Source organism: Mycobacterium sp. Aquia_216 (assembly GCF_026723865.1).
GTDB lineage: Bacteria > Actinomycetota > Actinomycetes > Mycobacteriales > Mycobacteriaceae > Mycobacterium.
Genome location: NZ_CP113529.1, coordinates 5,094,840 through 5,114,600 on the forward strand (window position 1 = coordinate 5,094,840; position 19,761 = coordinate 5,114,600).

Sequence of the window (19,761 nt, forward strand, 5' to 3'; positions counted from 1 at the left end):
ACTCGGGCAGCGCGCCGCTGCATGCGCTGTGGGCAGTCGTGTAACGGCGAGCGGAGCTGTCCGCCACGCGGTACGGGTTGTCACACGGTGGACCGATGACGAACTCATCAGCAGCGAACGCCACCGATTCCGGAAGTTGTTCGGCCAGCGGCATTCTCGCGGTCGGAGCGATAGTCGGTTTGTATCGTCGGTCGGTCACACCCCGACTCGGCGTGGGTTAGCCGAGCCTGACATTGGCGACGAGGCCGACTGTTTCAGTGCACACCAAAGTGGCCCTGCCATATCGTCACGCTGACGCCGTCGAGGGCTCCGGCAACGAACAGCGACCCGGCGACCGCCGAATTTGCGTGGACAAGTGGCGCTCGGCTACGGCTGAGTCCGTTGTTGGATCGATGAATCGACGCCGACGCAGCCGGGAAAGCTCGCGGACCGGGATTCCATTCCTGGTCACGACGAACGACTGCGGTCCCCGTCACATGGCTCCGGCTACTCCGCCGACTCCGTCGACGAGCTGCACCTGCTTCGGGCAACCTCCCCTGCGGTCGTCACCCAGCCGTATTACACTCCTGTCCAAGAATCGCCGCTCTGCTCCGGAAAGCGAGTCGCGCCATGGACTTTGGGTTGTTGCCTCCCGAGATCAACTCCGCGCGCATCTATGCCGGGCCCGGGCCAGGGCCGATGCTCTCAGCCGCGGCAGGCTGGGAAGCGTTGGCCGCAGAGCTCGAATCCGCCGCCGGCGGTTACTCATCGGAGCTCGCGGGATTGACCAGCCGTTGGTTCGGCGTTTCCTCGATGAGGATGGCGGCTGCGGCCACCCGCCATGTGGCGTGGCTGCAGGCCAGCGCTGTCCAAGCCGGGCAAACCGCTGCCCAGGCCTACACGGCCGCGGCGGCCTACGAAGCGGCCTACGCGATGACTGTGCCCCCGCCGGTGGTCGCGGCCAACCGGGCGCAGTTGATGGCGTTGATCGCGACCAATTTTCTCGGACAGAACACCCCGGCGATCGCCGCCACTGAAGCCCACTACGCGGAAATGTGGGTCCAAGACGCCGCCGCGATGTACGGCTACGCGGCCGACTCGGAGGTCGCCAGCACCCTGGCCTCGTTTGACGAGCCGACACAGACCACCGACTCGACGGGCCAAAATGCGCAGGCCCGCGCCGTGGCCCAGGCCGCCGGCAACACCACGACTGCCCAGACCCAATCCCTGGCTCAGCAACTCAACTCGACCGTCAACACCGGCGGCAACATCACCATCGGTCCCGGCGGCAACAACACCACCATCAGCGGCAACGTCACCATCAGCGGCACCGTCACCATCAGCGCCGGCGATACCATGACTATCGACGCCGGCAGCTCCCTTACCGTCGAGTCCGGTGGCACCCTCATCGTCAACGGCACCCTCACCGTGAATGGCACCCTGACCATCCAACCCGGCGCCACCCTCACCATCGGGCCCGGCGCATCTGCCACAGTTAACGGCGCCCTGGTCAACGCCGGCACCCTTACCGTCAACGGCGGGTCCCTCTCCATCGGCTCCGGGGGCAGCCTCTTCAACGCCGGCGCCATCAACGTCAGCGGGGTCGTCCTCGCCCCGCCCCCGCACCCGGGCTTAGTCACGATCGCCCCCGGCGGCACGGCCACCGTCGCCAAGGGGGGCACCGTCACGCTCGGCACAAGCACCACCTTCACCGTCGGCGGCACCCTCACGGTCGACCCCGGCGCCACCGTCACCGTCGGCGGGGGCGCCCAGTTCTCCGTCACTGGGTCCACCAGCGTGACGGGCGCGGTCAACGTCGCCTCATCCGGCAGCTTCGCCGTCAACGGCAGCGTCACCGTCGGCTCGGGCGGCACGGTCACCGTCGCCCCCCACGGCTTCGTCAACGTCCTCGGCCCCGGCGCCATCGTCAGTGTCGACCCCGGTGGCACTGTCACCGTCGGCTCGAACGCCACCGTCACGATCGGGTCAGGCCCCACGGCCGGCACCGTCTCCATCGACGGTGGCTCGCTCGCCGTCAGCCCCGGAGGCATGGTCAATGTCGGCACCCACGGCGCCGTCATCATCGGCCCGGGCGAAACCGTCACGGTCGGCCCCGGGGGCTCGGTGGGGCCCGGCGGCTACCTCGGCCCCGTCACCGTGGCTCCGGCAGTTCCACCGGCTCCGGGAGCTCCATCGTGGCTCAGCAGCCTGCTGGGTACACCAGGCCTGGCCGGAACCTCAGGAATCCAACCCCAGTTAAATGTCGATGCGCTGTTGGACGCGCTGTCTTAAGTCGATTTGAGCAGCGAGCGAATCTCGCGGGGCAGCGCGAACACCAGTGTCTCCTGCGCCGTCGTCACCGGTTGCACCATGTCGTAGCCGCATTCGGCGAGCCGCTCCAGCACGCCTCGCACCAGGACTTCGGGGACGGATGCTCCGGAGGTGACCCCTACCGTAGTCACGCCCTGCAGCCAGGATGGGTCGATGTCGTCGGCCCAGTCGACCAGGTAAGCGGCGGTCGCCCCGCCACCCAGCGCCACCTCCACCAGTCGCACCGAATTCGAGGAATTGCGGGACCCGACGACGATCACCAGCTCGCACTCCGGTGCCATCGCCTTGACCGCCACCTGCCGGTTCTGGGTCGCATAGCAGATGTCGTCGCTCGGCGGGTCCTGCAGCTTCGGGAAACGCTGCCGCAGCCGCTCGACGATCTCCATGGTCTCGTCGACCGACAGCGTGGTCTGCGACAGCCAGATGACCTTGTCTTCGTCGCGAACCGTCACGTTGTCCACGGCGGCGACGCCGTCGACCAGCTGCACGTGCTCGGGCGCTTCGCCGGCGGTGCCGATGACCTCCTCGTGCCCTTCGTGGCCGATCAGCAGGATGTCGTAGTCGTTGCGGGCGAACCGCCGGGCCTCGTTGTGCACCTTGGTGACCAACGGGCAGGTGGCGTCGATGGTGTGCAGATTCCGCTCGGCCGCCTCGACGTGCACGGTCGGCGCGACGCCATGCGCCGAGAACACCACGATGGCGCCCTCGGGCACCTCGCTGGTCTCCTGGACGAACACCGCACCGGCCTTTTGCAGCGTGTCCACCACGTGCCGGTTGTGCACGATCTCGTGGCGCACATAGACCGGGGCGCCGTGCTTCTCGAGCGCGCGCTCGACCGTTTCGACCGCCCGATCCACACCTGCGCAGTAGCCACGCGGCTCCGCGAGGAGCACCCTTTTGCTGATCGGATCGCTGGCTACCGAGCTGGCCGCGCCGGGAATCCCCATGTCGACAGTCGGCACCATGTCCTTCAGGGTACGTTCTGCCGACACGGGGCCGCCAGCTCGCGCCGGTGGGCTTGGCGTTAGCCGCTGCTTAAGGCAATCTTGGACCCATGGCGACTGCACCGTATGGAGTTCGACTACTGGTCGGCGCGGCGACCCTCGCCGTCGAGGAGACCATGAAACTGCCGAAAACGATCCTGATGTACCCGATGACAGTAGCCAGTCAGGCGGCGCACATCGTGATGCGATTTCAGCAGAATCTGGCGGAGCTGGTGATCAAGGGTGACTCCACCCTGGAGTCCATTTTTCCGCCCAAGGACGAAAAGCCGGAGTGGGCAACGTTCGACGAGGACACGGCCGAGGCCCTCGAAAGCGCTTTCGCCGAATTGCCGGACGGCGCCGGGGGTGATCGCCGGGCCGAGGGGCGGTTCGCGCTGTATTCGGTCGCCGATGCCGCGCTGGACGCGGGCGCCCCGAGTAAGCCGACCGGGCAATCGAAGCAATCGGTTCCGGAGCCGTCGGTGGCTGCCGAACTCGACTACCCGACGCTGACGCTGGCCCAGCTGCGAGCCCGGGTGCAATCGCTGAGCGTCGACGAGCTCGAGGCGCTGCTGGCCTACGAGCAGGCCACCAAGGCCCGCGCTCCGTTTCAGACGTTGCTGGCCAACAGGATCACCCGCGCGACCGCGAAGTGACCCGAGCGGCGAATTCGGAGGCGAACTCGGCCGAGAACCCGTTCCCGGTTCGCGCCGTCGCGATCCGGGTCGCGGGCTGGATCGACCGGCTGGGAACCGTTTGGGTCGAAGGGCAGTTGGCGCAGATCAACATTCGGGCCGACTCCAAGACCGTGTTCATGGTGCTGCGTGACCCGGCCGCCGACATGTCGTTGACCGTGACGTGCCCGCGAGACCTGGTGCTGAACGCGCCGGTGAAATTGGTCGAGGGAACCCAAGTGGTCGTCTGCGGTAAGCCCTCGTTCTACACCGGGCGTGGCACATTCTCGTTGCGGCTCAGTGAGATTCGTGCCGTCGGTGTCGGCGAACTGCTGGCGCGTATTGACCGGCTGCGTCGCCTGTTGGAAGCCGAAGGGCTATTCGACCCGAGGCTCAAACGGCCAATCCCCTTCCTGCCGAACATGGTTGGATTGATCACCGGCCGGGCAAGCGCCGCCGAACGTGACGTGACGACGGTGGCCGGCGCCCGGTGGCCAGCGGTGAGGTTCGCGGTGCGCAACACCGCCGTGCAGGGGCCCAACGCGGTCGCCCAGATCGTCGATGCCCTAGGCGAACTCGACCGCGACCCGGCCGTCGACGTAATCGTGCTGGCCCGCGGCGGGGGCAGCGTCGAGGACCTGCTGCCGTTCTCCGACGAGACGTTGTGCCGCGCAATCGCGGCCTGTCGCACACCGGTGATCAGCGCGGTCGGGCACGAACCCGACAATCCGTTGTGCGATCTGGTCGCCGATCTGCGCGCGGCCACCCCGACCGACGCGGCAAAAAAGATGGTTCCGGACACGGCCGCGGAGCAGCGAGGAATCCATGACCTGCGCCGACGTAGCGCGCAGGCGCTGCGTAATTGGGTGTCTCGCGAACAGCGGGCGCTGACCCAGTTGCGCAGCCGCCCGGTGCTGGCCGAGCCGTTGACGGCGGTGACGGCCCGAGCCGAGGAGATCCACCGCGCCCGCTCGGCGGTGCGCCGCGACATCACCCGACTGGTCGGCGCCGAATCCGAACGCGTCGGTCACCTGGCCGCACGGCTGGCTACGCTGGGCCCGGCGGCGACCTTGGCCCGGGGCTACGCGGTGGTGCAGACCGTCCCCGCCGCCGGCGCTGGCGAAGCGATGCGCGTACTGCGCTCCGTGGACGACGCGCCGGCCGGCGCCCGGCTGCGGGTCCGCGTTTCCGACGGCGCCGTCGCGGCGGTAAGTGAGGGGCTGACCGATGGTCACTGACAAAGACGGCGGCGGAGCCGAGTCGGCTACGCCCATTAGTCAACTTGGCTATGAAGCCTGCCGCGACGAGCTGATCGAGGTCGTGCGCCTCCTGGAACAAGGGGGGCTTGACCTCGATGCATCGCTGAAACTCTGGGAAAGGGGCGAACAGCTCGCAAAGCGGTGCGAAGAGCACTTAGCTGGCGCCCGTAAACGGGTGGAGGATGCGCTGGCGGCCGGCCGGGACGAGGAAGACTGAACCGACCGAGCAATCCACAATTCTTTCTAGAATTGGAACACGTTTCAGTTAGGCTTTGCGACATGGGTGATGCATCACTGACAACCGACCTCGGCCGCGTGCTGGTCACCGGCGGCTCCGGGTTCGTCGGCGCCAACCTGGTGACCACCTTGCTCGACCGCGGGTATTCCGTGCGCTCCTTCGACCGCGCCCCGTCCCCGCTCGCCCCGCATTCGCAACTGCAGGTGCTGCAAGGCGACATCACCGACAAGGCCGTCTGCGCGCAGGCAGTGGAAGGCGTCGACACGGTTTTCCACACCGCGGCGATCATCGAGCTGATGGGCGGCGCGTCGGTGACCGACGAATACCGCCAGCGCAGCTTTGCGATCAACGTCGGCGGCACCCAGAATCTGGTCGACGCCGGGCATGCCGCAGGTGTGCAGCGATTCGTCTACACGTCATCCAACAGCGTGGTGATGGGCGGCCAGAATATCGCCGGCGGCGACGAAACTCTGCCCTACACCACTCGATTCAACGACCTCTACACCGAGACGAAAGTCATCGCCGAGCGATTCGTGTTGTCGCAGAACGGTGTTGATGGCATGCTGACGTGCGCGATCCGCCCCAGCGGCATCTGGGGCCGTGGCGACCAGACGATGTTCCGTAAACTGTTCGAGAGTGTGATCGCCGGTCACGTCAAAGTCCTGATCGGCCGCAAGTCCGCGCGGCTGGATAATTCCTACGTGCACAACTTGATTCACGGTTTCATCCTGGCCGCCCAACATCTGGTACCCGGCGGTACGGCACCCGGTCAGGCTTACTTCATCAACGACGACGACCCGATCAACATGTTCGAGTTCGCCCGGCCGGTGGTGGAGGCCTGCGGGCAGCCGTGGCCGCGAATACGAGTCAACGGCCCGGTCGTGCGGGCGGCGATGACCGGCTGGCAGCGGATGCACTTCCGGTTCGGGATTCCCGCGCCGCTGCTGGAGCCGCTGGCGGTCGAACGCCTGTACCTGGACAACTTCTTCTCGGTTGGCAAGGCTTCCCGCGACCTCGGCTACCAGCCGCTGTTCACCACCGAGAAGGCGTTGACCGAGTGCCTGCCGTACTACGTGGACATGTTCGGCCAGATGAAGAGGCAGGACGAGATGGCCAAGGCCGCCGCCAAGCGTTCTCGGTAAGGCGATACGGGCGCGATCGCTGTCGGGCGAGGCTACGGTTCAAGCACAGTAACCCGGCACCGCACCACCCAACGCGCGACGACAAACTCCCAAAAGCCGTCCAAAACAACAACATTCACTACACCAATAACCAGCGAGCGACGCTAACCTGACAAGTGGCGCTCCGTAAACTTCCGACACGAAAAGCGAACGCCCCGCGCCAACGCCTTCATCCTCGATGGCGATCGCATTTTCCGCGCTAACTTCATTGACAACCGTGGCGACCTGGTTTCGTCCGGGGCCCGGGCTTCGGGGTGGTGTGGTTTTCGCGATGTGGACCGCTCTCGTGAGCAATTCTTAGCCGTGGATGTCGGCCACTTCCCGGCGTGGTTTGGGCGGCGAGATTTGTCGTACCCGGCTGTCATGATGTGGTTATGTCTTCGATCGCATCCGCTGGCGCCGTGGTGGTGAGTCCTGCTGAGCGGCTTGAGGTGTTGTTCGAGGAGTTGGCGGAGTTGGCTGGTCAGCGAAACGCGATCGATGGGCGCATCGTGGAGATCGTCGCCGAGCTCGACCGCGACGAGCTGTGCGGCGCGACGGGTGCGCGCTCGGTGGCGGCGTTGGTGGCGTGGAAGCTTGGCTCGTCGTCGGCAAATGCGCACACGATCGCCACGGTGGCGCGCCGGATGGCGGAGTTTCCGCGCTGTGTGCAGGCGATGGCCCAGGGTCGGCTGTCGCTGGATCAGGTCGGGGTGATCGCGGCGCGGGCCGGCGAGGGATCCGATGAGCACTATGCGCAGCTGGCCGAGGTCGCGACGGTCAGCCAGCTGCGCACCGCGGTCAAGCTGGAACCGCGACCCCAACCCGGTCCTCGGCCCGAACCGCAGCCCTCGATCACCATGACCTCCGACGAGCAGTTCAGCTGTTGGCGGATCACACTGGGGCACCTGGATGCGGCGAAGTTCGAGGCCGCGCTGGCGTCGCATCGGGATGCGCTGATCGCCCAGTGGAAACACGACCACGGCGATGGCGAGCGCGCCTGCGATGCTGCGCCGCCGTTGCCGGGCACTGTGGAGGCGTTTATGCGTCTGGTGGAGGCGGGGTGGGATGCCGAGGCGGCCCGCCGCCCCCACGGGCAGCACACCACTGTGGTGGTGCATGTCGATGTGGCCCGGCACGTTGCGGCGTTGCATCTGGGTCCGCTGCTCACCGACGCCGAACGCCGATACCTGACCTGTGATGCCACCTGTGAAGTCTGGTTCGAACGTGACGGCGAGCCCGTTGGCGCCGGGCGGGTGACCCGCACCGTCAACCGGCGGCTTCGCCGCGCGCTCGAGCACCGCCACCCCACCTGCGCGGTCCCCGGCTGTGGGGCGACCCGCGGTCTGCACGCCCACCACATCCGGCACTGGGAGGACGGCGGCCTGACCGAGTTGGCCAACCTGGTGCTGGTCTGCCCCTATCACCACCGGTTGCACCACCGCGGCGTCATCACCATCACCGGCCCCGCAGACCATCTCATGGTCACCGACAACGCCGGGCAACCCCTTGAAGCAGGATCACTCGCGCGCCCACCCAACCGTCCCCCGCCCGCGGTCCCACCATGGCCCGGGCCCACCGGCGAACGCGCCCACTGGTGGTGGTACCAACCCTTCCAACCCCAACCACCACCAACAAAAAACTAGATAGCTCACCACCACCGCTCACACAAACACGTTGGGGCATCAAGAAATTCGTTCGCGATGCGTGCAACACCCGCAGCGCCATTCGCGCCGACATGCCCCTAACGTCAGCCAAGCCGGGCGATGTACCAGCAGACGGAAAGCCATGCCGTCATGGCCAAAGCCGGCGCCAAACGGGCAGCCAACCAGTCTCGGTAGGGCCATACGTGCGCGATCGCCATCAGGCAGGGCTAAGGTTCAAGCTCAACGGCGACGCGGAGGGCGGCACGGTCGTATGAACACCGAATTCACGCTGACTCAGAAACGTGCCCTCGCGGTTTTGACGCTGATCGCGCTGTTGTTCGGCGCTTACTTCCTGCGCGACTATTTCGTGCTGATCGTGGTGGCCGCGGTCGGCGCGTACCTGTTCACGCCGTTGTTCAATTGGTTCAACCGGCGCCTCGGCACCGGCTTGTCGGCCGCGTGCACCTTGTTGTCGGCACTGGCCGCCGTGATCGCGCCGGTCGGCCTTTTTATCGTCTTGGCCGTCGTCCAGATCTCCCGCATGCTCGACAGCATTTCCGGGTGGGTCAAGACCACCGACCTGAGCGGGCTCGGCGATAAGATCTTGCACATCGTCAACGACCTTGCGGCCCGAGTTCCCTTCCTGCACATCACGATCAATGCGGAAATGCTGCGAAAAGCGATGATCACCGGCGCGCAGGATGTCGGGCAGTGGCTCCTGCAAACCTTACAGGGCGCGGCGGGAAGCGTCTTCGGCGCCATTGCCTACGGGATCATCTTTCTCTACGTCTTTCTCGCGCTGCTGGTGCACCGGGAGAAGTTGCGCACGTTGATCGGTCAGCTCAACCCGCTCGGTGAAGAAGTCACAGACCTATACCTGAAGAAGACCGGTGCAATGGTGCGCGGCACCGTGTTCGGCCAGTTCGTCATCGCGTTATGCCAAGGTGTCGCGGGAGCCGGGTCGATCTACGTCGCCGGATTCCACCACGGATTCTTCATTTTCGCGATTCTGCTCACGGCCCTGTCGATCATTCCGTTGGGCGGCGGGATCGTGACGATTCCATTCGGCATCGGAATGATCTTCTACGGCAACATCTTCGGCGGCGCGTTCGTGATTCTGTGGCATCTGCTGGTGGTCACCAACATCGACAACTTCTTACGCCCGGTCCTGGTACCGCGGGACGCCCGGCTGAATTCGGCGCTGATGCTGCTGTCGGTTTTCGCCGGCATCGCCATGTTCGGCCCCTGGGGCATCGTCATCGGGCCGGTACTGATGATCCTGATCGTCACGACCATCGACGTATACCTGGCGGTCTACAAGGGCGTCGAGCTGGTGAAGCCGGACGACAAACCACCTGCGCGCGTCCCCTGGCTGCCGCGCCGGAAGGCGAAGGAGTCAGAGGTTAAGTCAGCCGCTCAGTGAGGAATTCGACGACCCGCTTGCGGGCCTCGTAAGCAGGATGGCCGTCGACCTCGCGGACCTCGTCGGTGAGCACCGAGTGCGCAGCCTTACCGAAACCGTGTGCGTTGCCCGGGCGCGAATCGATCTCGATCACCTCGAACGCGTCGCCAAGGCGCTCCTTGAGCGCGCTGAATCGGTCACGCGGGGACATCCGGTCCTCGCTGAATCGCAAACCCAGGGCGCACAAGCCTTCGCTGGCAGCGCGATTGGCGATCGTGGTGATTTCGGATTCACTGAGCCCGGTGTCGCCGCGCCGGGTCGCACCGAGCGGCAACGGTACCGACGGCTGGCTGAGCACCGGGGCCAGCACGCTGTCGTCGACCGCGGCCGCCAGCGCGAAACCGCCGGTGAAGCAGTTGCCGATCACGCCCACGCCCTTGCCCGGCGTCGACGCCTTGAGGTCACGGGCCAACGCACGCAGGAATAGCGATACCGGCCGCTGCTTGTTCGTCGCGAAGGCGGCGAATTCCTTTGCCACACAAGCTCGCGCGACGACCGCCGTTGTGTAGCCGGCTGTCTTCGGCTTGCCCGGCTCGCCGAACAGTGACGGCATGGCGACAGTGAAGCCGTTGTCCACCAGGTGATTACCCAGGCCCAGCACGCCGGGATGGATTCCGGGTATCTCGGGTATCAGCACCACGCCCGGACCGCTGCCCTTGCGATAGACGTCATGGGTGTAGCCGTCACCGGTGAACGGTGCCGACACCCATCCGGACAGGTCTGCTTCGGGTGCTGTCACGCGAGTCGCTCCTATCGACCGGTCGGCAGGGGCGACTGCAACTGCGTCGCCGCCGCCAGCGTACGGAACTGATCGGTATTTCCGGCACCAGTGATCGCGATCTGGGTGACGCCGCCCGGGCTGGTCAGCTTGGTGGTCCACACCGGCTCGGCATCGGCAGCACTGTCACCGGAACCGCGATAGACGATCCAGTTGGTGCCCGCGACGTCGACCGTTCCGGTCGGATACGCCGACGGATGGATGGAACGGACCAGCTTGTCCTCGTCGGCGTTGCTCTGCGTGAGGCTCACATACATTCCGGTCGGGCCGATGTACCCGACGGTCGAAGTGGCCGCGTTCAGCCGCTGACCATTGGCCGTCCGCCCACTCTCGATACCGCCGCGGCCGCCGGAGTTGGGCTGCCAGCCGGCGGGCAACTGGGGCAACCGGATGGGAAAGCCCAGCGTCTGAGCATCCGCGCGCAGCGCCGCCGCCGCGTCGTAGGACGGGATTGTGCCCTTGTTCGCCCCGGTCGGCCGGAAAGAACACATCCCGACCATGCCGGCCAGCAGGATGCATCCGATCACCAGCGGGGCCAGCGACCAGAACATGTCGCGACCGTCCTGGAGCAGCCGCGGTTTGGCCGGCCGGGGCGCCGGTGACGGCTCACCGGCCAGGTCGGCGTGGGGCTGCTCGTCGGTCACCCCTCGAGTATCCCAGTCCGCCGTCAACAGCCACAGCCCAGATCCAGCGGACCGATCTGCTTCTGGGAGAATCAGCAACCATGACAGCATCGGGCGGATCCGGTTCGTCGTCCACCGCGACCTCGGGCCCCGAGCCGCAGGTACGGGCGCGCCGCGAAGCCCCAGACCGCAACCTGGCCCTGGAACTGGTACGGGTCACCGAGGCCGGCGCGATGGCCGCCGGCCGCTGGGTGGGTCGTGGTGACAAGGAGGGCGGCGACGGCGCGGCCGTCGACGCGATCCGCGAGCTGGTCAACTCGGTGTCGATGCGCGGTGTGGTCGTGATCGGCGAGGGCGAGAAAGACGAAGCTCCGATGTTGTTCAACGGCGAGGAGGTCGGCAACGGCGACGGGCCGGAGTGCGATTTCGCCGTCGACCCGGTGGATGGCACCACGCTGATGAGCAAGGGCATGCCCAACGCCATTTCGGTGCTGGCCGTCGCCGATCGCGGTGCGATGTTCGACCCCTCGGCGGTGTTCTACATGAACAAGATCGCCGTCGGACCCGACGCCGCGCACGTGCTGGACATCACCGCGCCCATCGCCGACAACATCCGCGAGGTCGCGAAGGTCAAGAGCTTGTCGGTGCGGGACATGACCGTGTGCATCCTGGACCGCCCCCGGCACGCTCAGCTCATTCAGGACGTGCGCGACACCGGAGCGCGCATCCGGCTGATCACCGACGGCGACGTCGCCGGCGCGATCTCCACGTGTCGGCCGGGCTCGGGCACCGACATGCTGGCCGGGATCGGCGGTACCCCGGAAGGCATCATCGCCGCCGCGGCGATCCGGTGTATGGGCGGGGCCATCCAGGCGCAACTGGCGCCGCGCGATGACGCCGAACGCCGCAAGGCGCTCGACGCCGGTTACGACCTGGACCAGATCCTGACCACCAGAGATCTGGTCTCCGGCGAGAACGTCTTCTTCTGCGCGACCGGGGTGACCGACGGTGACCTGCTGCAGGGTGTGCACTACTCCCCCGGCGGTTGCACGACGCAATCGATCGTGATGCGCTCGAAGTCGGGCACCGTCCGGATGATCGAGGCCTACCACCGCCTTTCGAAGCTCAACGAATACTCCGCGATCGACTTCACCGGCGACAGCACCGCTGCCTATCCCCTGCCGTAACCGCGATAGCACCCCCAACGAAGAGGAACTGATTCATGGCCGAAAGCGGCGAATATCGCATCGAGCACGACACTATGGGCGAGGTACGCGTACCCGCAAAAGCGTTGTGGCGAGCCCAAACCCAGCGCGCGGTGGAGAATTTTCCGATTTCGGGCCGGGGCCTCGAGCGCACCCAGATCCGCGCTTTGGGACTGCTGAAGGGCGCCTGCGCGAAGGTGAACGCCGACCTCGGGCTGCTAGCGCCGGAGAAAGCCGACGCGATCATCGCGGCGGCGGCCGAGATCGCCGACGGACTCCACGATGACCAGTTCCCGATCGACGTCTTCCAGACCGGCTCGGGCACCAGCTCCAACATGAACACCAACGAGGTGATCGCATCCATCGCGGCCGCCAACGGCGTCACGGTGCACCCGAACGACGACGTCAACATGTCGCAGTCGTCCAATGACACCTTTCCGACCGCAACCCACATCGCGGCCACCGAAGCCGCTGTCCGGCATCTGATCCCGGCGCTCGAGGTACTGCACGACGCGCTGGCAACCAAAGCCGGCGAGTGGCACACCGTGGTCAAGTCGGGCCGCACCCACCTGATGGACGCCGTCCCGGTGACGCTCGGCCAGGAATTCAGCGGATACGCCCGCCAGATCGAGGCCGGGATCGAGCGGGTGCGTGCCACTCTGCCGCGGCTCGGCGAACTGGCTATCGGCGGAACCGCGGTGGGCACCGGGCTCAACGCTCCCGACGGCTTCGGCCCGAAGGTGGTAGAGGCGCTGATCGCTTCGACCGGGCTATCCGAATTAAGCACGGCAGCAAACTCTTTCGAGGCACAAGCCGCGCGTGACGGACTGGTGGAAGCGTCCGGCGCGCTGCGCACCATCGCCGTGTCGCTGACCAAGATCGCCAACGATGTCCGCTGGATGGGTTCCGGGCCGCTGACCGGCCTGGCCGAGATCCAACTCCCCGATCTGCAACCGGGTAGCTCAATCATGCCGGGCAAGGTCAATCCGGTTCTGCCAGAGGCAGTTACGCAGGTCGCCGCGCAGGTGATCGGCAACGACGCAGCGGTCGCCGTCGGCGGCTTGTCGGGCGCGTTCGAGCTCAACGTCTACATCCCGATGATGGCGCGCAACATCCTGGAATCGTTCAAGCTACTGACCAACGTCTCAAAGCTGTTCGCCGAGCGCTGCATTATCGGGTTGTCCGCCAATGTCGAGCACCTGCGCGAGTTGGCCGAATCGTCGCCGTCGATCGTGACACCCTTGAATTCGGCCATCGGCTACGAAGAAGCCGCCGCCGTGGCCAAGCAAGCGCTCAAAGAGAAGAAGACGATCCGTCAGACCGTCATCGACCGCGGATTGATCGGCGACAAGTTGTCGATCGAGGAGCTGGACCGCCGGCTTGATGTGCTGGCGATGGCCAAGGTTAAACCAACGAATTAGGTGGGGTGGTTCTGTAATGACGGTTCCTCCGGGCGGTCCCTACGGTCAGGATCCGTACGGAGCGAATCCGTATGGGCAGGGCCCCTATTGGGGTGGGCCGCCACAAGGCGGTCCACCCCCGTATCCGCAGGGCGGTCCCTACCCGGGGCCACAGGGTGGTCCCTATTCGGGGCCGCAGAGCGGCCCGTACCCGTACCCGCCGACCGGGCCGTTCCCCAACCCGTCGGGCGGTGCGGATCCCTCCGCACCCGGCTACCCGGGGCAGCAGTTTCCCCCTGGGTGGCCGCCCGGCTCCTACCCGCCCGGACCACCGCCGAATGGGCCCCGGTCGAACATGCCATGGCTGATCGTCGCCGGTATCGCGGTGCTCGGCGTCATCGCGCTGGTGGTGATTCTGGTACTCAGCCTGGGCAACGAACCCAAGTCCCCCAAGGCCGGCCCCTCCTCTTCGAGCGCACCGACGTCGCAGCCCAGCGATTCGGGACAGACCGCAAGCGATTGCACGCCCAATGTGTCCGGCGGCGACAAGCCCGCGGGGGGCGCCCCGATCAGGGCGGGCAAGTTGTCGTTCCCGGCCAACGCGGCACCCGGATGGCTGCCGTTCTCGGACGACCAGACCCCCAATCTTATTGGCGCGGTGGGGCTGGCGCAGGAGGTGCCGGGCGCCAACCAGTGGGTGATGCAGGCCGAGGTCGCCGTCAGCAACTTCGTCCCCAGCATGGACGTCACCGCGCAGGCAGCGAAGTTGATGAATTGCGTGGCCGAAGGCCCGGGCTATTCGAACGCCTCACCGACGCTGGGCCCGATCAAGAAGTCGTCGATCACGATTGAGGGAGTCAAGGCCGCCCGGGTGGACGCCGACGTCACGATCGCCGACCCCGCCCGCAATGTGAAGGGCGACTCCGTGGTCATCATCGCGGTCGACACCAAGCCGGTCACCATCTTCCTGGGCGCAACGCCGATCGGCGACGCGGCCTCGGCAGGACTGCTCAACCAGGTGATCGGGTCGCTGAAGGTCTCCAAGTAACACCGCCGGCGCCGTGACAGGTCTAGGCCGGACTCGCGGGCGCCGAGACGTGCGTGGCTTCGGAGCGGCCACGCAGCACGGTGGAATAGCACCCCGCCCAGTACCCCCGCTCGGTCTCGTCGGCTCGGTCGATGGCCCCTGCCGAGCACAGGATCCGCCGATCCGAGGTCTTGGCGAGGTCCGCCAGCCGGGCGGCCTCGTTGACCGCGTCGCCGATTACCGTGTATTCATAGCGGTTTTCGGCACCGATGTTGCCGGCGAAAACACGGCCCGCCGAAACCCCGATCCCGAAATCAACCACGGGCAGCCGGCGCAGTTGGGTGCCCAGCGCGCGGGCGGTGGCCAGCGCCGCCGAGGCCGGCTCGCCCGTGCGCAGCGGCGCCCCGAAGATCGCCAGCGCGGCGTCGCCCGCGAATTTGTTGATCAGGCCTTGGTGTTCGTCGACGGCCTCGACGACGATCCGGAAGAAGTCGTTGAGCACGTCGGCAACCTCTTGGGGCGGACGGCTTTCCGCAAGCCGAGTCGAGCCCACCAAATCGATGAACAGGACCGCCGCCTCGACGACATCGCCGGACAGCGATGCGCCTTCTTCGATGGCGCGCTGGGCAACGTCGGCACCGACATGGCGCCCGAACAGGTCGCGCAATCGGTCGCGCTCGGCCAACCCGGCCACCATTCGGTTGAATCCCGTTTGCAGACGCCCGATTTGGGACCGTTCGTAGGCGCCGACGGTCGTGTCGATGTGGCCGCGTTCGACCTGCGCCATCGCGTCGACGACTTCGCCGATCGGATCCGAAATGGAGCGCGATGTCAGGATCATCGTGGGCAGCCCGAGCAGCAGCGCGGCCAGCGAGACCACCAGAATGGGCACGTCCAACGAGGCGGACTTCTGAATCAGCCAGCCGTACGAGCGCAGCGTAACCAGGGCTGCCACGACGCCGATCGGAAGTGCGCTGACCAGAAACCAGAGCATGACCAGCCGCGCGAATACCCCCGGGACTGACAGCCGAGGCTCGAGCCCTCGGGTCGCCTCACCCATGATGGGACGCAGGGTGCGTTGCGCGAGCAGCATTCCCGTGCCCGCGGCCGCCGGTCCACCCAGCAGCACACCGAGCACCATCGGCAACAACAGCGCGGCGCCGCCGTCGAGATTGAGCAACACAAAGATGCCGCCGGCCAAGCCCCAGGCCACGAGCAGGATCGCCGTTTGGCGGCCCGCGAGTTTCATCGCGGTTTCCCGCTGCGCCGTGGTGGGTTCTTGGCCGGCGGCATACCAGCGCAGGGTCGGAGCAAGGCTGAACAAACCCGACACCGCGACGCCGATGATTCCCAGCAATACCAGCGCGACGACTATGACCGTGTCTTTTTCCGCGAAGACGACGCTGGTGGCGGCGGACGTGTGCCCCCGGAGCGGAATCAGAATGGCGGCGACGTCGATGACGGCGATGATGTAGGACAGGGCAAGGTCGACCGCGTATTCGATCGATAGCCGGCGGGCCGACTTGCGCTGCGGTGTCGCGGATGTCGCCGCCGGCTCGCGCGAACACCGCGCACCCCGACCGCGCAGGCCGTCCGCTTTGATCACCGTATAAAGGTAGCGGCGCGGCGCTTACGCACCATTGTTCGGCCCACCCGAGTTCTGGCCCGGAATATCGGTGATCGGGAAGTTCGGCATCGGCTTGGGTGACGGCGTATCGGGCAGCGTCGGAATGTCGCCGGGCGGGATGTCGTGAAGTTCGTTGACCGGTGGCCCGTTTTCCCGGCTGCCGTAGCTGCTGCCCGGCGCGCGCGGCCCCAGCAGTTCGCTGACCGTCACCAGGCGGTAGCCGTTGGCCTTGAGCACCGGAATGAATTGGTACACCAGGTCAACGGTGCTCGAGTAGGTGTCGTGGAACAACACCACCGAACCCGGCTTGATGTACGTCATCAGCATGTACCGCGTCGCCGCCGTGTTCGAATCATTTGCCCAATCGAAAGGGATTACATCCCAGAGGATTTCGGCCATCCCATAGCGCGCGGCGGTCTGGCGCACCTCGGGTGTGGACAGCCCGCCGGCGGGACGATACAGCGTCGGGGTCCGGCCGGTTGCGGCGTTGATCGCATCGTTGGCCTTGGAGAACTGGGCCGCGACGTCTTCGGCGGGGATCGTCATCATGTTGGGGTGTTCCCAGGTGTGACTGCCGATCTCCATGCCGGCGTCGGCGATGCGCTTGGCGCCGGCCGGGTTGGCGGCCACCTTGTTGCCGATCAGGAAGAAGGTGGCCTTGGCGTCGTTGTCCTTCAAGATTTGCAGCAGCCGCTCGTCGAACGGGCCCGGCCCGTCGTCGAACGTCAGCGCAACACACTTGACCACCGAGCAGCTCAGGTTGTCGGCGCGCGTCACATGACCGGTCAGGCCACCGATCACCAGCACCGCGCCGGCGGCCACGACGCCGAACACGGTCCGCCAATAGCGCCAGGCCTGGTTGTCGGGTCGTTTGCGCACGGTAAAAGCCTACCCACCGCGAAGACTGCAGCTCGCGACGCGTTTCGCGAGGGAGCCGCCCCGAAAACGTGCTCGAACGCAGTTTCGCGGCGCAAGCAATCAGTGCGGCCCGGCGATTTCCTCGAGCATCTCGGTGACGAGTGCGGCGATCGGCGAGCGCTCGCTGCGCAACAAAGTGATGTGCGCGAACAGCGGATGACCCTTGAGCTTTTCGATCACCGCGGCAACCCCGTCATGACGGCCGACCCGCAGGTTGTCGCGCTGGGCGATGTCGTGGGTCAGCACCACCCGCGATCCGCTGCCCAACCTGGACAACACGGTCAGCAGGACATTGCGCTCCAGCGACTGCGCCTCGTCGACGATCACGAACGAGTCGTGCAGCGAGCGCCCCCGGATGTGGGTCAGCGGCAGCACTTCGAGCATGCCGCGAGACAGCACTTCCTCCAGCACGGCCGGGCTGGCCAGACCTTCCAGGGTGTCGAAGACCGCCTGCGCCCAGGGCCCCATCTTTTCGCTCTCGCTGCCGGGCAGGTAGCCCAGCTCCTGGCCGCCGACGGCGTAGAGCGGACGGAATACCACCACTTTGCGCTGGGTCCGCCGTTCCAGCACCGCCTCGAGACCGGCACACAGGGCCAGCGCCGACTTTCCGGTGCCGGCCTTGCCGCCCAGCGACACGATGCCCACCGACTCGTCGAGCAACAGGTCAAGCGCCACGCGCTGCTCGGCGGAGCGGCCCCGCAGCCCGAACACCTCGCGGTCACCGCGAACCAGTTGGACGCGTTTGGCGGCGGTCACCCGGCCCAGCGCATGGGAGCTACCGCCCAGCAGCCGAATTCCGGTGTGGCAGGGTAGATCCCGGGCTTCGACCAGGTCGATCTCGCCGTCGGCGAAGAGCGCGTCGATGTCCTCGGCGGCGGTCTCGATCTCCTGCATTCCCGACCAACCGGAGGCCACCACATCCTGCGCGTGGTACTCGTCGGCGGCCAGGCCCACCGCGGCGGCCTTGACACGCAGCGGAATGTCCTTGCTAACCAACGTAACCCGCTTGCCTTCGGCGGCAAGGTTGGCCGCACAGCTCAAGATCCGGGAGTCGTTGCTGTCGGTGCGGAAACCGGCGGGCAGCACGGCCGGGTCGGTGTGGTTGAGCTCGACGTGCAGCGAACCACCCTGTGTACCAACGGGAATAGGTTGATCCAGCCGCCCATGCTCCAACCGCAGATCGTCGAACAGACGCAACGCCTGACGCGCGAACCACCCCAGCTCGTGGTGGTGGCGTTTAGCCTCCAGTTCGCTGATCACGACCAGGGGAACCACTACCTCGTGTTCGGCGAACCGACTACATGCCCAAGGGTCGGACAGCAGTACGGAAGTGTCGATCACGTAGGTCCGGATATCGGTCACGGAGCGCTCCTCGAGCGGGATAGGCCCGCGCGGACCCGCACAGGCATGTCGGCGGGAACTGCGACACCAGGACCGGGGCCGGTCCTTCCCTCGCGGTGACGGGAGGTGCCGCCCTGGCAGCTGAGCAAGACGCTGACCATCGAGAACGACGCTACTCTCGTCGCCGCTTTGCAGCAGCGCAGACGCGCCGACACCGACGCCGACGATGGGCGAGGAAGACGGCGAGCGGCGTGATCGCTCGCGAGGTCGGCTCAGCCGATGACGAACTGCCGCAGTCGGGGTTCGTCGGCGACGCCCCATGCGGTGACGCGGTCGGAGATCGCCTGACGCAGCTCGGCGGGACCGAAAATCCCGGCGTCGGCGACGTTTTGCACCTTGTCCTGGTACGCGGCGATGTCGCCACCGACGACCTGCAGGTCGCCCGCGCGGGTCGCGATCGCGGCGATCGTCTCGTCACGAACGTAGGTGAGGCAGTGCGCGACGAGATTCGAGAAGAACAGCTCGTGGCGCACCTCGTCGCGGGCGATGCGGTCGACAAGCCCGGCCAAGATGGGCTCCTCGAGCCGAGCGGCCAGGTTGCGGCAGAAGACGGCATGGGTGCGCTCCGTGAGCGCCATGTATACCAGGGTTTCCACCTGCGTATACGTGTCGGCGCGGTAACCCTGCATCAGGTACTGGACGCGGGCTTCTTCGTTGGCGGTGGGGTCCACCTCGCGGGTCACCACCAGGTATTCCCGCAGCGCGATCGCGTGCAGGTGCTCCTCCGCGGTCCACCGGCCCAGCCAGCGGCCCCACCAGTCCTCGAGAATGAAGTGCTCGACGAGCTCGCGGTGATGCGCGGCCAGGTCGTCCTTGAGCAGCAACAGGATCTCGCAGGCGTCGGTGAACGCCCGTGGCAGCGTCATGCTGGACGGGTCCCAGTCGCGGCCGCCGAGGAAGGCGAAGTTCTCGCCGCGGTCGAACGGCACGTAATCGTGGGCGAACCAAATGTCGTCGGTGGAGAGGTGGCGATCCATCTCGGCCTCGACGACCGGCTCGAGTTCCAGGGTCAGCGCATTAGCGACAGGTTTCGTTGCCATAAAAGTAACT

The 19,761-nt window shown here is 66.4% G+C and carries 17 protein-coding genes; 10 read left to right on the forward strand and 7 right to left on the reverse strand.

Annotated features, from left to right (window positions below; genetic code table 11):
• Positions 1-609 precede the first annotated feature (609 nt).
• A complete protein-coding gene (locus OK015_RS29330) occupies positions 610-2,271 on the forward strand; it encodes a PPE domain-containing protein (RefSeq protein WP_442791153.1) in 1,662 nt (553 codons plus the stop codon).
• Here the strand turns inward: OK015_RS29330 and OK015_RS23750 are convergent.
• Positions 2,268-3,275: a 4-hydroxy-3-methylbut-2-enyl diphosphate reductase gene (locus OK015_RS23750; RefSeq protein ID WP_268126666.1), complete on the reverse strand. Its 1,008-nt coding sequence runs from the start codon at positions 3,273-3,275 to the stop codon at positions 2,268-2,270. The two genes, OK015_RS29330 and OK015_RS23750, sit on opposite strands and share 4 nt — an antisense overlap.
• A gap of 89 nt (positions 3,276-3,364) precedes the next feature.
• On the opposite strand from OK015_RS23750, the gene OK015_RS23755 reads away from it, so the two are divergent.
• From OK015_RS23755 to OK015_RS23780, 6 genes are all read left to right on the forward strand, one after another.
• On the forward strand, positions 3,365-3,949 hold the full coding sequence (locus OK015_RS23755; protein WP_268126667.1) for a lipid droplet-associated protein: 585 nt from the start codon (positions 3,365-3,367) through the stop codon (positions 3,947-3,949).
• The gene (gene xseA, locus OK015_RS23760; protein ID WP_268126669.1) at positions 3,946-5,205 is read left to right on the forward strand and encodes an exodeoxyribonuclease VII large subunit; all 1,260 of its coding nucleotides are present in this window, start codon (positions 3,946-3,948) and stop codon (positions 5,203-5,205) included. Before OK015_RS23755 ends, xseA begins: the two co-directional genes overlap by 4 nt.
• Complete coding sequence (locus tag OK015_RS23765; RefSeq protein ID WP_268126670.1) at positions 5,195-5,443, forward strand: exodeoxyribonuclease VII small subunit; 249 nt, start codon at positions 5,195-5,197, stop codon at positions 5,441-5,443. The genes xseA and OK015_RS23765 overlap by 11 nt, the downstream gene beginning before the upstream one ends.
• Before the next feature lie 62 nt (positions 5,444-5,505).
• Positions 5,506-6,606, forward strand: coding sequence for a 3-beta-hydroxysteroid dehydrogenase (locus OK015_RS23770; protein ID WP_268126673.1), 1,101 nt, complete (start codon positions 5,506-5,508; stop codon positions 6,604-6,606).
• Between the two features lie 413 nt (positions 6,607-7,019).
• Positions 7,020-8,270: an HNH endonuclease signature motif containing protein gene (locus OK015_RS23775; RefSeq protein ID WP_268126676.1), complete on the forward strand. Its 1,251-nt coding sequence runs from the start codon at positions 7,020-7,022 to the stop codon at positions 8,268-8,270.
• Positions 8,271-8,541: 271 nt separating this feature from the next.
• A complete protein-coding gene (locus OK015_RS23780) occupies positions 8,542-9,693 on the forward strand; it encodes an AI-2E family transporter (protein ID WP_268126679.1) in 1,152 nt (383 codons plus the stop codon).
• Here OK015_RS23780 and OK015_RS23785 read toward each other — a convergent pair.
• The gene (locus OK015_RS23785) at positions 9,674-10,471 is read right to left on the reverse strand and encodes a dienelactone hydrolase family protein (protein WP_268126681.1); all 798 of its coding nucleotides are present in this window, start codon (positions 10,469-10,471) and stop codon (positions 9,674-9,676) included. The two genes, OK015_RS23780 and OK015_RS23785, sit on opposite strands and share 20 nt — an antisense overlap.
• Before the next feature lie 11 nt (positions 10,472-10,482).
• The gene (locus OK015_RS23790) at positions 10,483-11,127 is read right to left on the reverse strand and encodes a DUF4245 domain-containing protein (RefSeq protein WP_268133032.1); all 645 of its coding nucleotides are present in this window, start codon (positions 11,125-11,127) and stop codon (positions 10,483-10,485) included.
• 107 nt (positions 11,128-11,234) lie between these two features.
• On the opposite strand from OK015_RS23790, the gene glpX reads away from it, so the two are divergent.
• From glpX to OK015_RS23805, 3 genes are read left to right on the forward strand one after another with little or no spacing between them, the layout of a single operon-like run.
• Complete coding sequence (gene glpX, locus OK015_RS23795) at positions 11,235-12,320, forward strand: class II fructose-bisphosphatase (protein WP_268126682.1); 1,086 nt, start codon at positions 11,235-11,237, stop codon at positions 12,318-12,320.
• 35 nt (positions 12,321-12,355) lie between these two features.
• On the forward strand, positions 12,356-13,759 hold the full coding sequence (locus OK015_RS23800) for a class II fumarate hydratase (protein ID WP_268126683.1): 1,404 nt from the start codon (positions 12,356-12,358) through the stop codon (positions 13,757-13,759).
• Positions 13,760-13,775: 16 nt separating this feature from the next.
• Positions 13,776-14,786, forward strand: coding sequence for a hypothetical protein (locus tag OK015_RS23805; RefSeq protein ID WP_268126685.1), 1,011 nt, complete (start codon positions 13,776-13,778; stop codon positions 14,784-14,786).
• A 22-nt stretch (positions 14,787-14,808) separates the two neighbouring features.
• On the opposite strand, the gene OK015_RS23810 is transcribed toward OK015_RS23805, so the two are convergent.
• The 4 genes from OK015_RS23810 to OK015_RS23825 form a co-directional block, all read right to left on the reverse strand.
• Complete coding sequence (locus tag OK015_RS23810; RefSeq protein ID WP_268133033.1) at positions 14,809-16,269, reverse strand: adenylate/guanylate cyclase domain-containing protein; 1,461 nt, start codon at positions 16,267-16,269, stop codon at positions 14,809-14,811.
• 126 nt (positions 16,270-16,395) lie between these two features.
• Positions 16,396-17,271: a polysaccharide deacetylase family protein gene (locus tag OK015_RS23815; RefSeq protein WP_268126688.1), complete on the reverse strand. Its 876-nt coding sequence runs from the start codon at positions 17,269-17,271 to the stop codon at positions 16,396-16,398.
• A gap of 99 nt (positions 17,272-17,370) precedes the next feature.
• Positions 17,371-18,672 carry a PhoH family protein gene (locus tag OK015_RS23820; RefSeq protein WP_268126691.1) on the reverse strand — a complete coding sequence of 434 codons (1,302 nt, stop codon included), beginning with the start codon at positions 18,670-18,672 and terminating at the stop codon, positions 17,371-17,373.
• A 251-nt stretch (positions 18,673-18,923) separates the two neighbouring features.
• The gene (locus OK015_RS23825) at positions 18,924-19,751 is read right to left on the reverse strand and encodes an acyl-ACP desaturase (protein ID WP_268126693.1); all 828 of its coding nucleotides are present in this window, start codon (positions 19,749-19,751) and stop codon (positions 18,924-18,926) included.
• Positions 19,752-19,761: the final 10 nt, after the last annotated feature.

Bases quoted from the DNA above. Each gene is read 5' to 3' on its own strand.
- OK015_RS29330 (WP_442791153.1), top strand. From the start codon at position 610: ATGGACTTTGGGTTGTTGCCTCCCGAGATCAACTCCGCGCGCATCTAT.
- OK015_RS23750 (WP_268126666.1), bottom strand. From the start codon at position 3,275: ATGGTGCCGACTGTCGACATGGGGATTCCCGGCGCGGCCAGCTCGGTA.
- OK015_RS23755 (WP_268126667.1), top strand. From the start codon at position 3,365: ATGGCGACTGCACCGTATGGAGTTCGACTACTGGTCGGCGCGGCGACC.
- OK015_RS23765 (WP_268126670.1), top strand. From the start codon at position 5,195: ATGGTCACTGACAAAGACGGCGGCGGAGCCGAGTCGGCTACGCCCATT.
- OK015_RS23770 (WP_268126673.1), top strand. From the start codon at position 5,506: ATGGGTGATGCATCACTGACAACCGACCTCGGCCGCGTGCTGGTCACC.
- OK015_RS23775 (WP_268126676.1), top strand. From the start codon at position 7,020: ATGTCTTCGATCGCATCCGCTGGCGCCGTGGTGGTGAGTCCTGCTGAG.
- OK015_RS23780 (WP_268126679.1), top strand. From the start codon at position 8,542: ATGAACACCGAATTCACGCTGACTCAGAAACGTGCCCTCGCGGTTTTG.
- glpX (WP_268126682.1), top strand. From the start codon at position 11,235: ATGACAGCATCGGGCGGATCCGGTTCGTCGTCCACCGCGACCTCGGGC.
- OK015_RS23800 (WP_268126683.1), top strand. From the start codon at position 12,356: ATGGCCGAAAGCGGCGAATATCGCATCGAGCACGACACTATGGGCGAG.
- OK015_RS23805 (WP_268126685.1), top strand. From the start codon at position 13,776: ATGACGGTTCCTCCGGGCGGTCCCTACGGTCAGGATCCGTACGGAGCG.
- OK015_RS23825 (WP_268126693.1), bottom strand. From the start codon at position 19,751: ATGGCAACGAAACCTGTCGCTAATGCGCTGACCCTGGAACTCGAGCCG.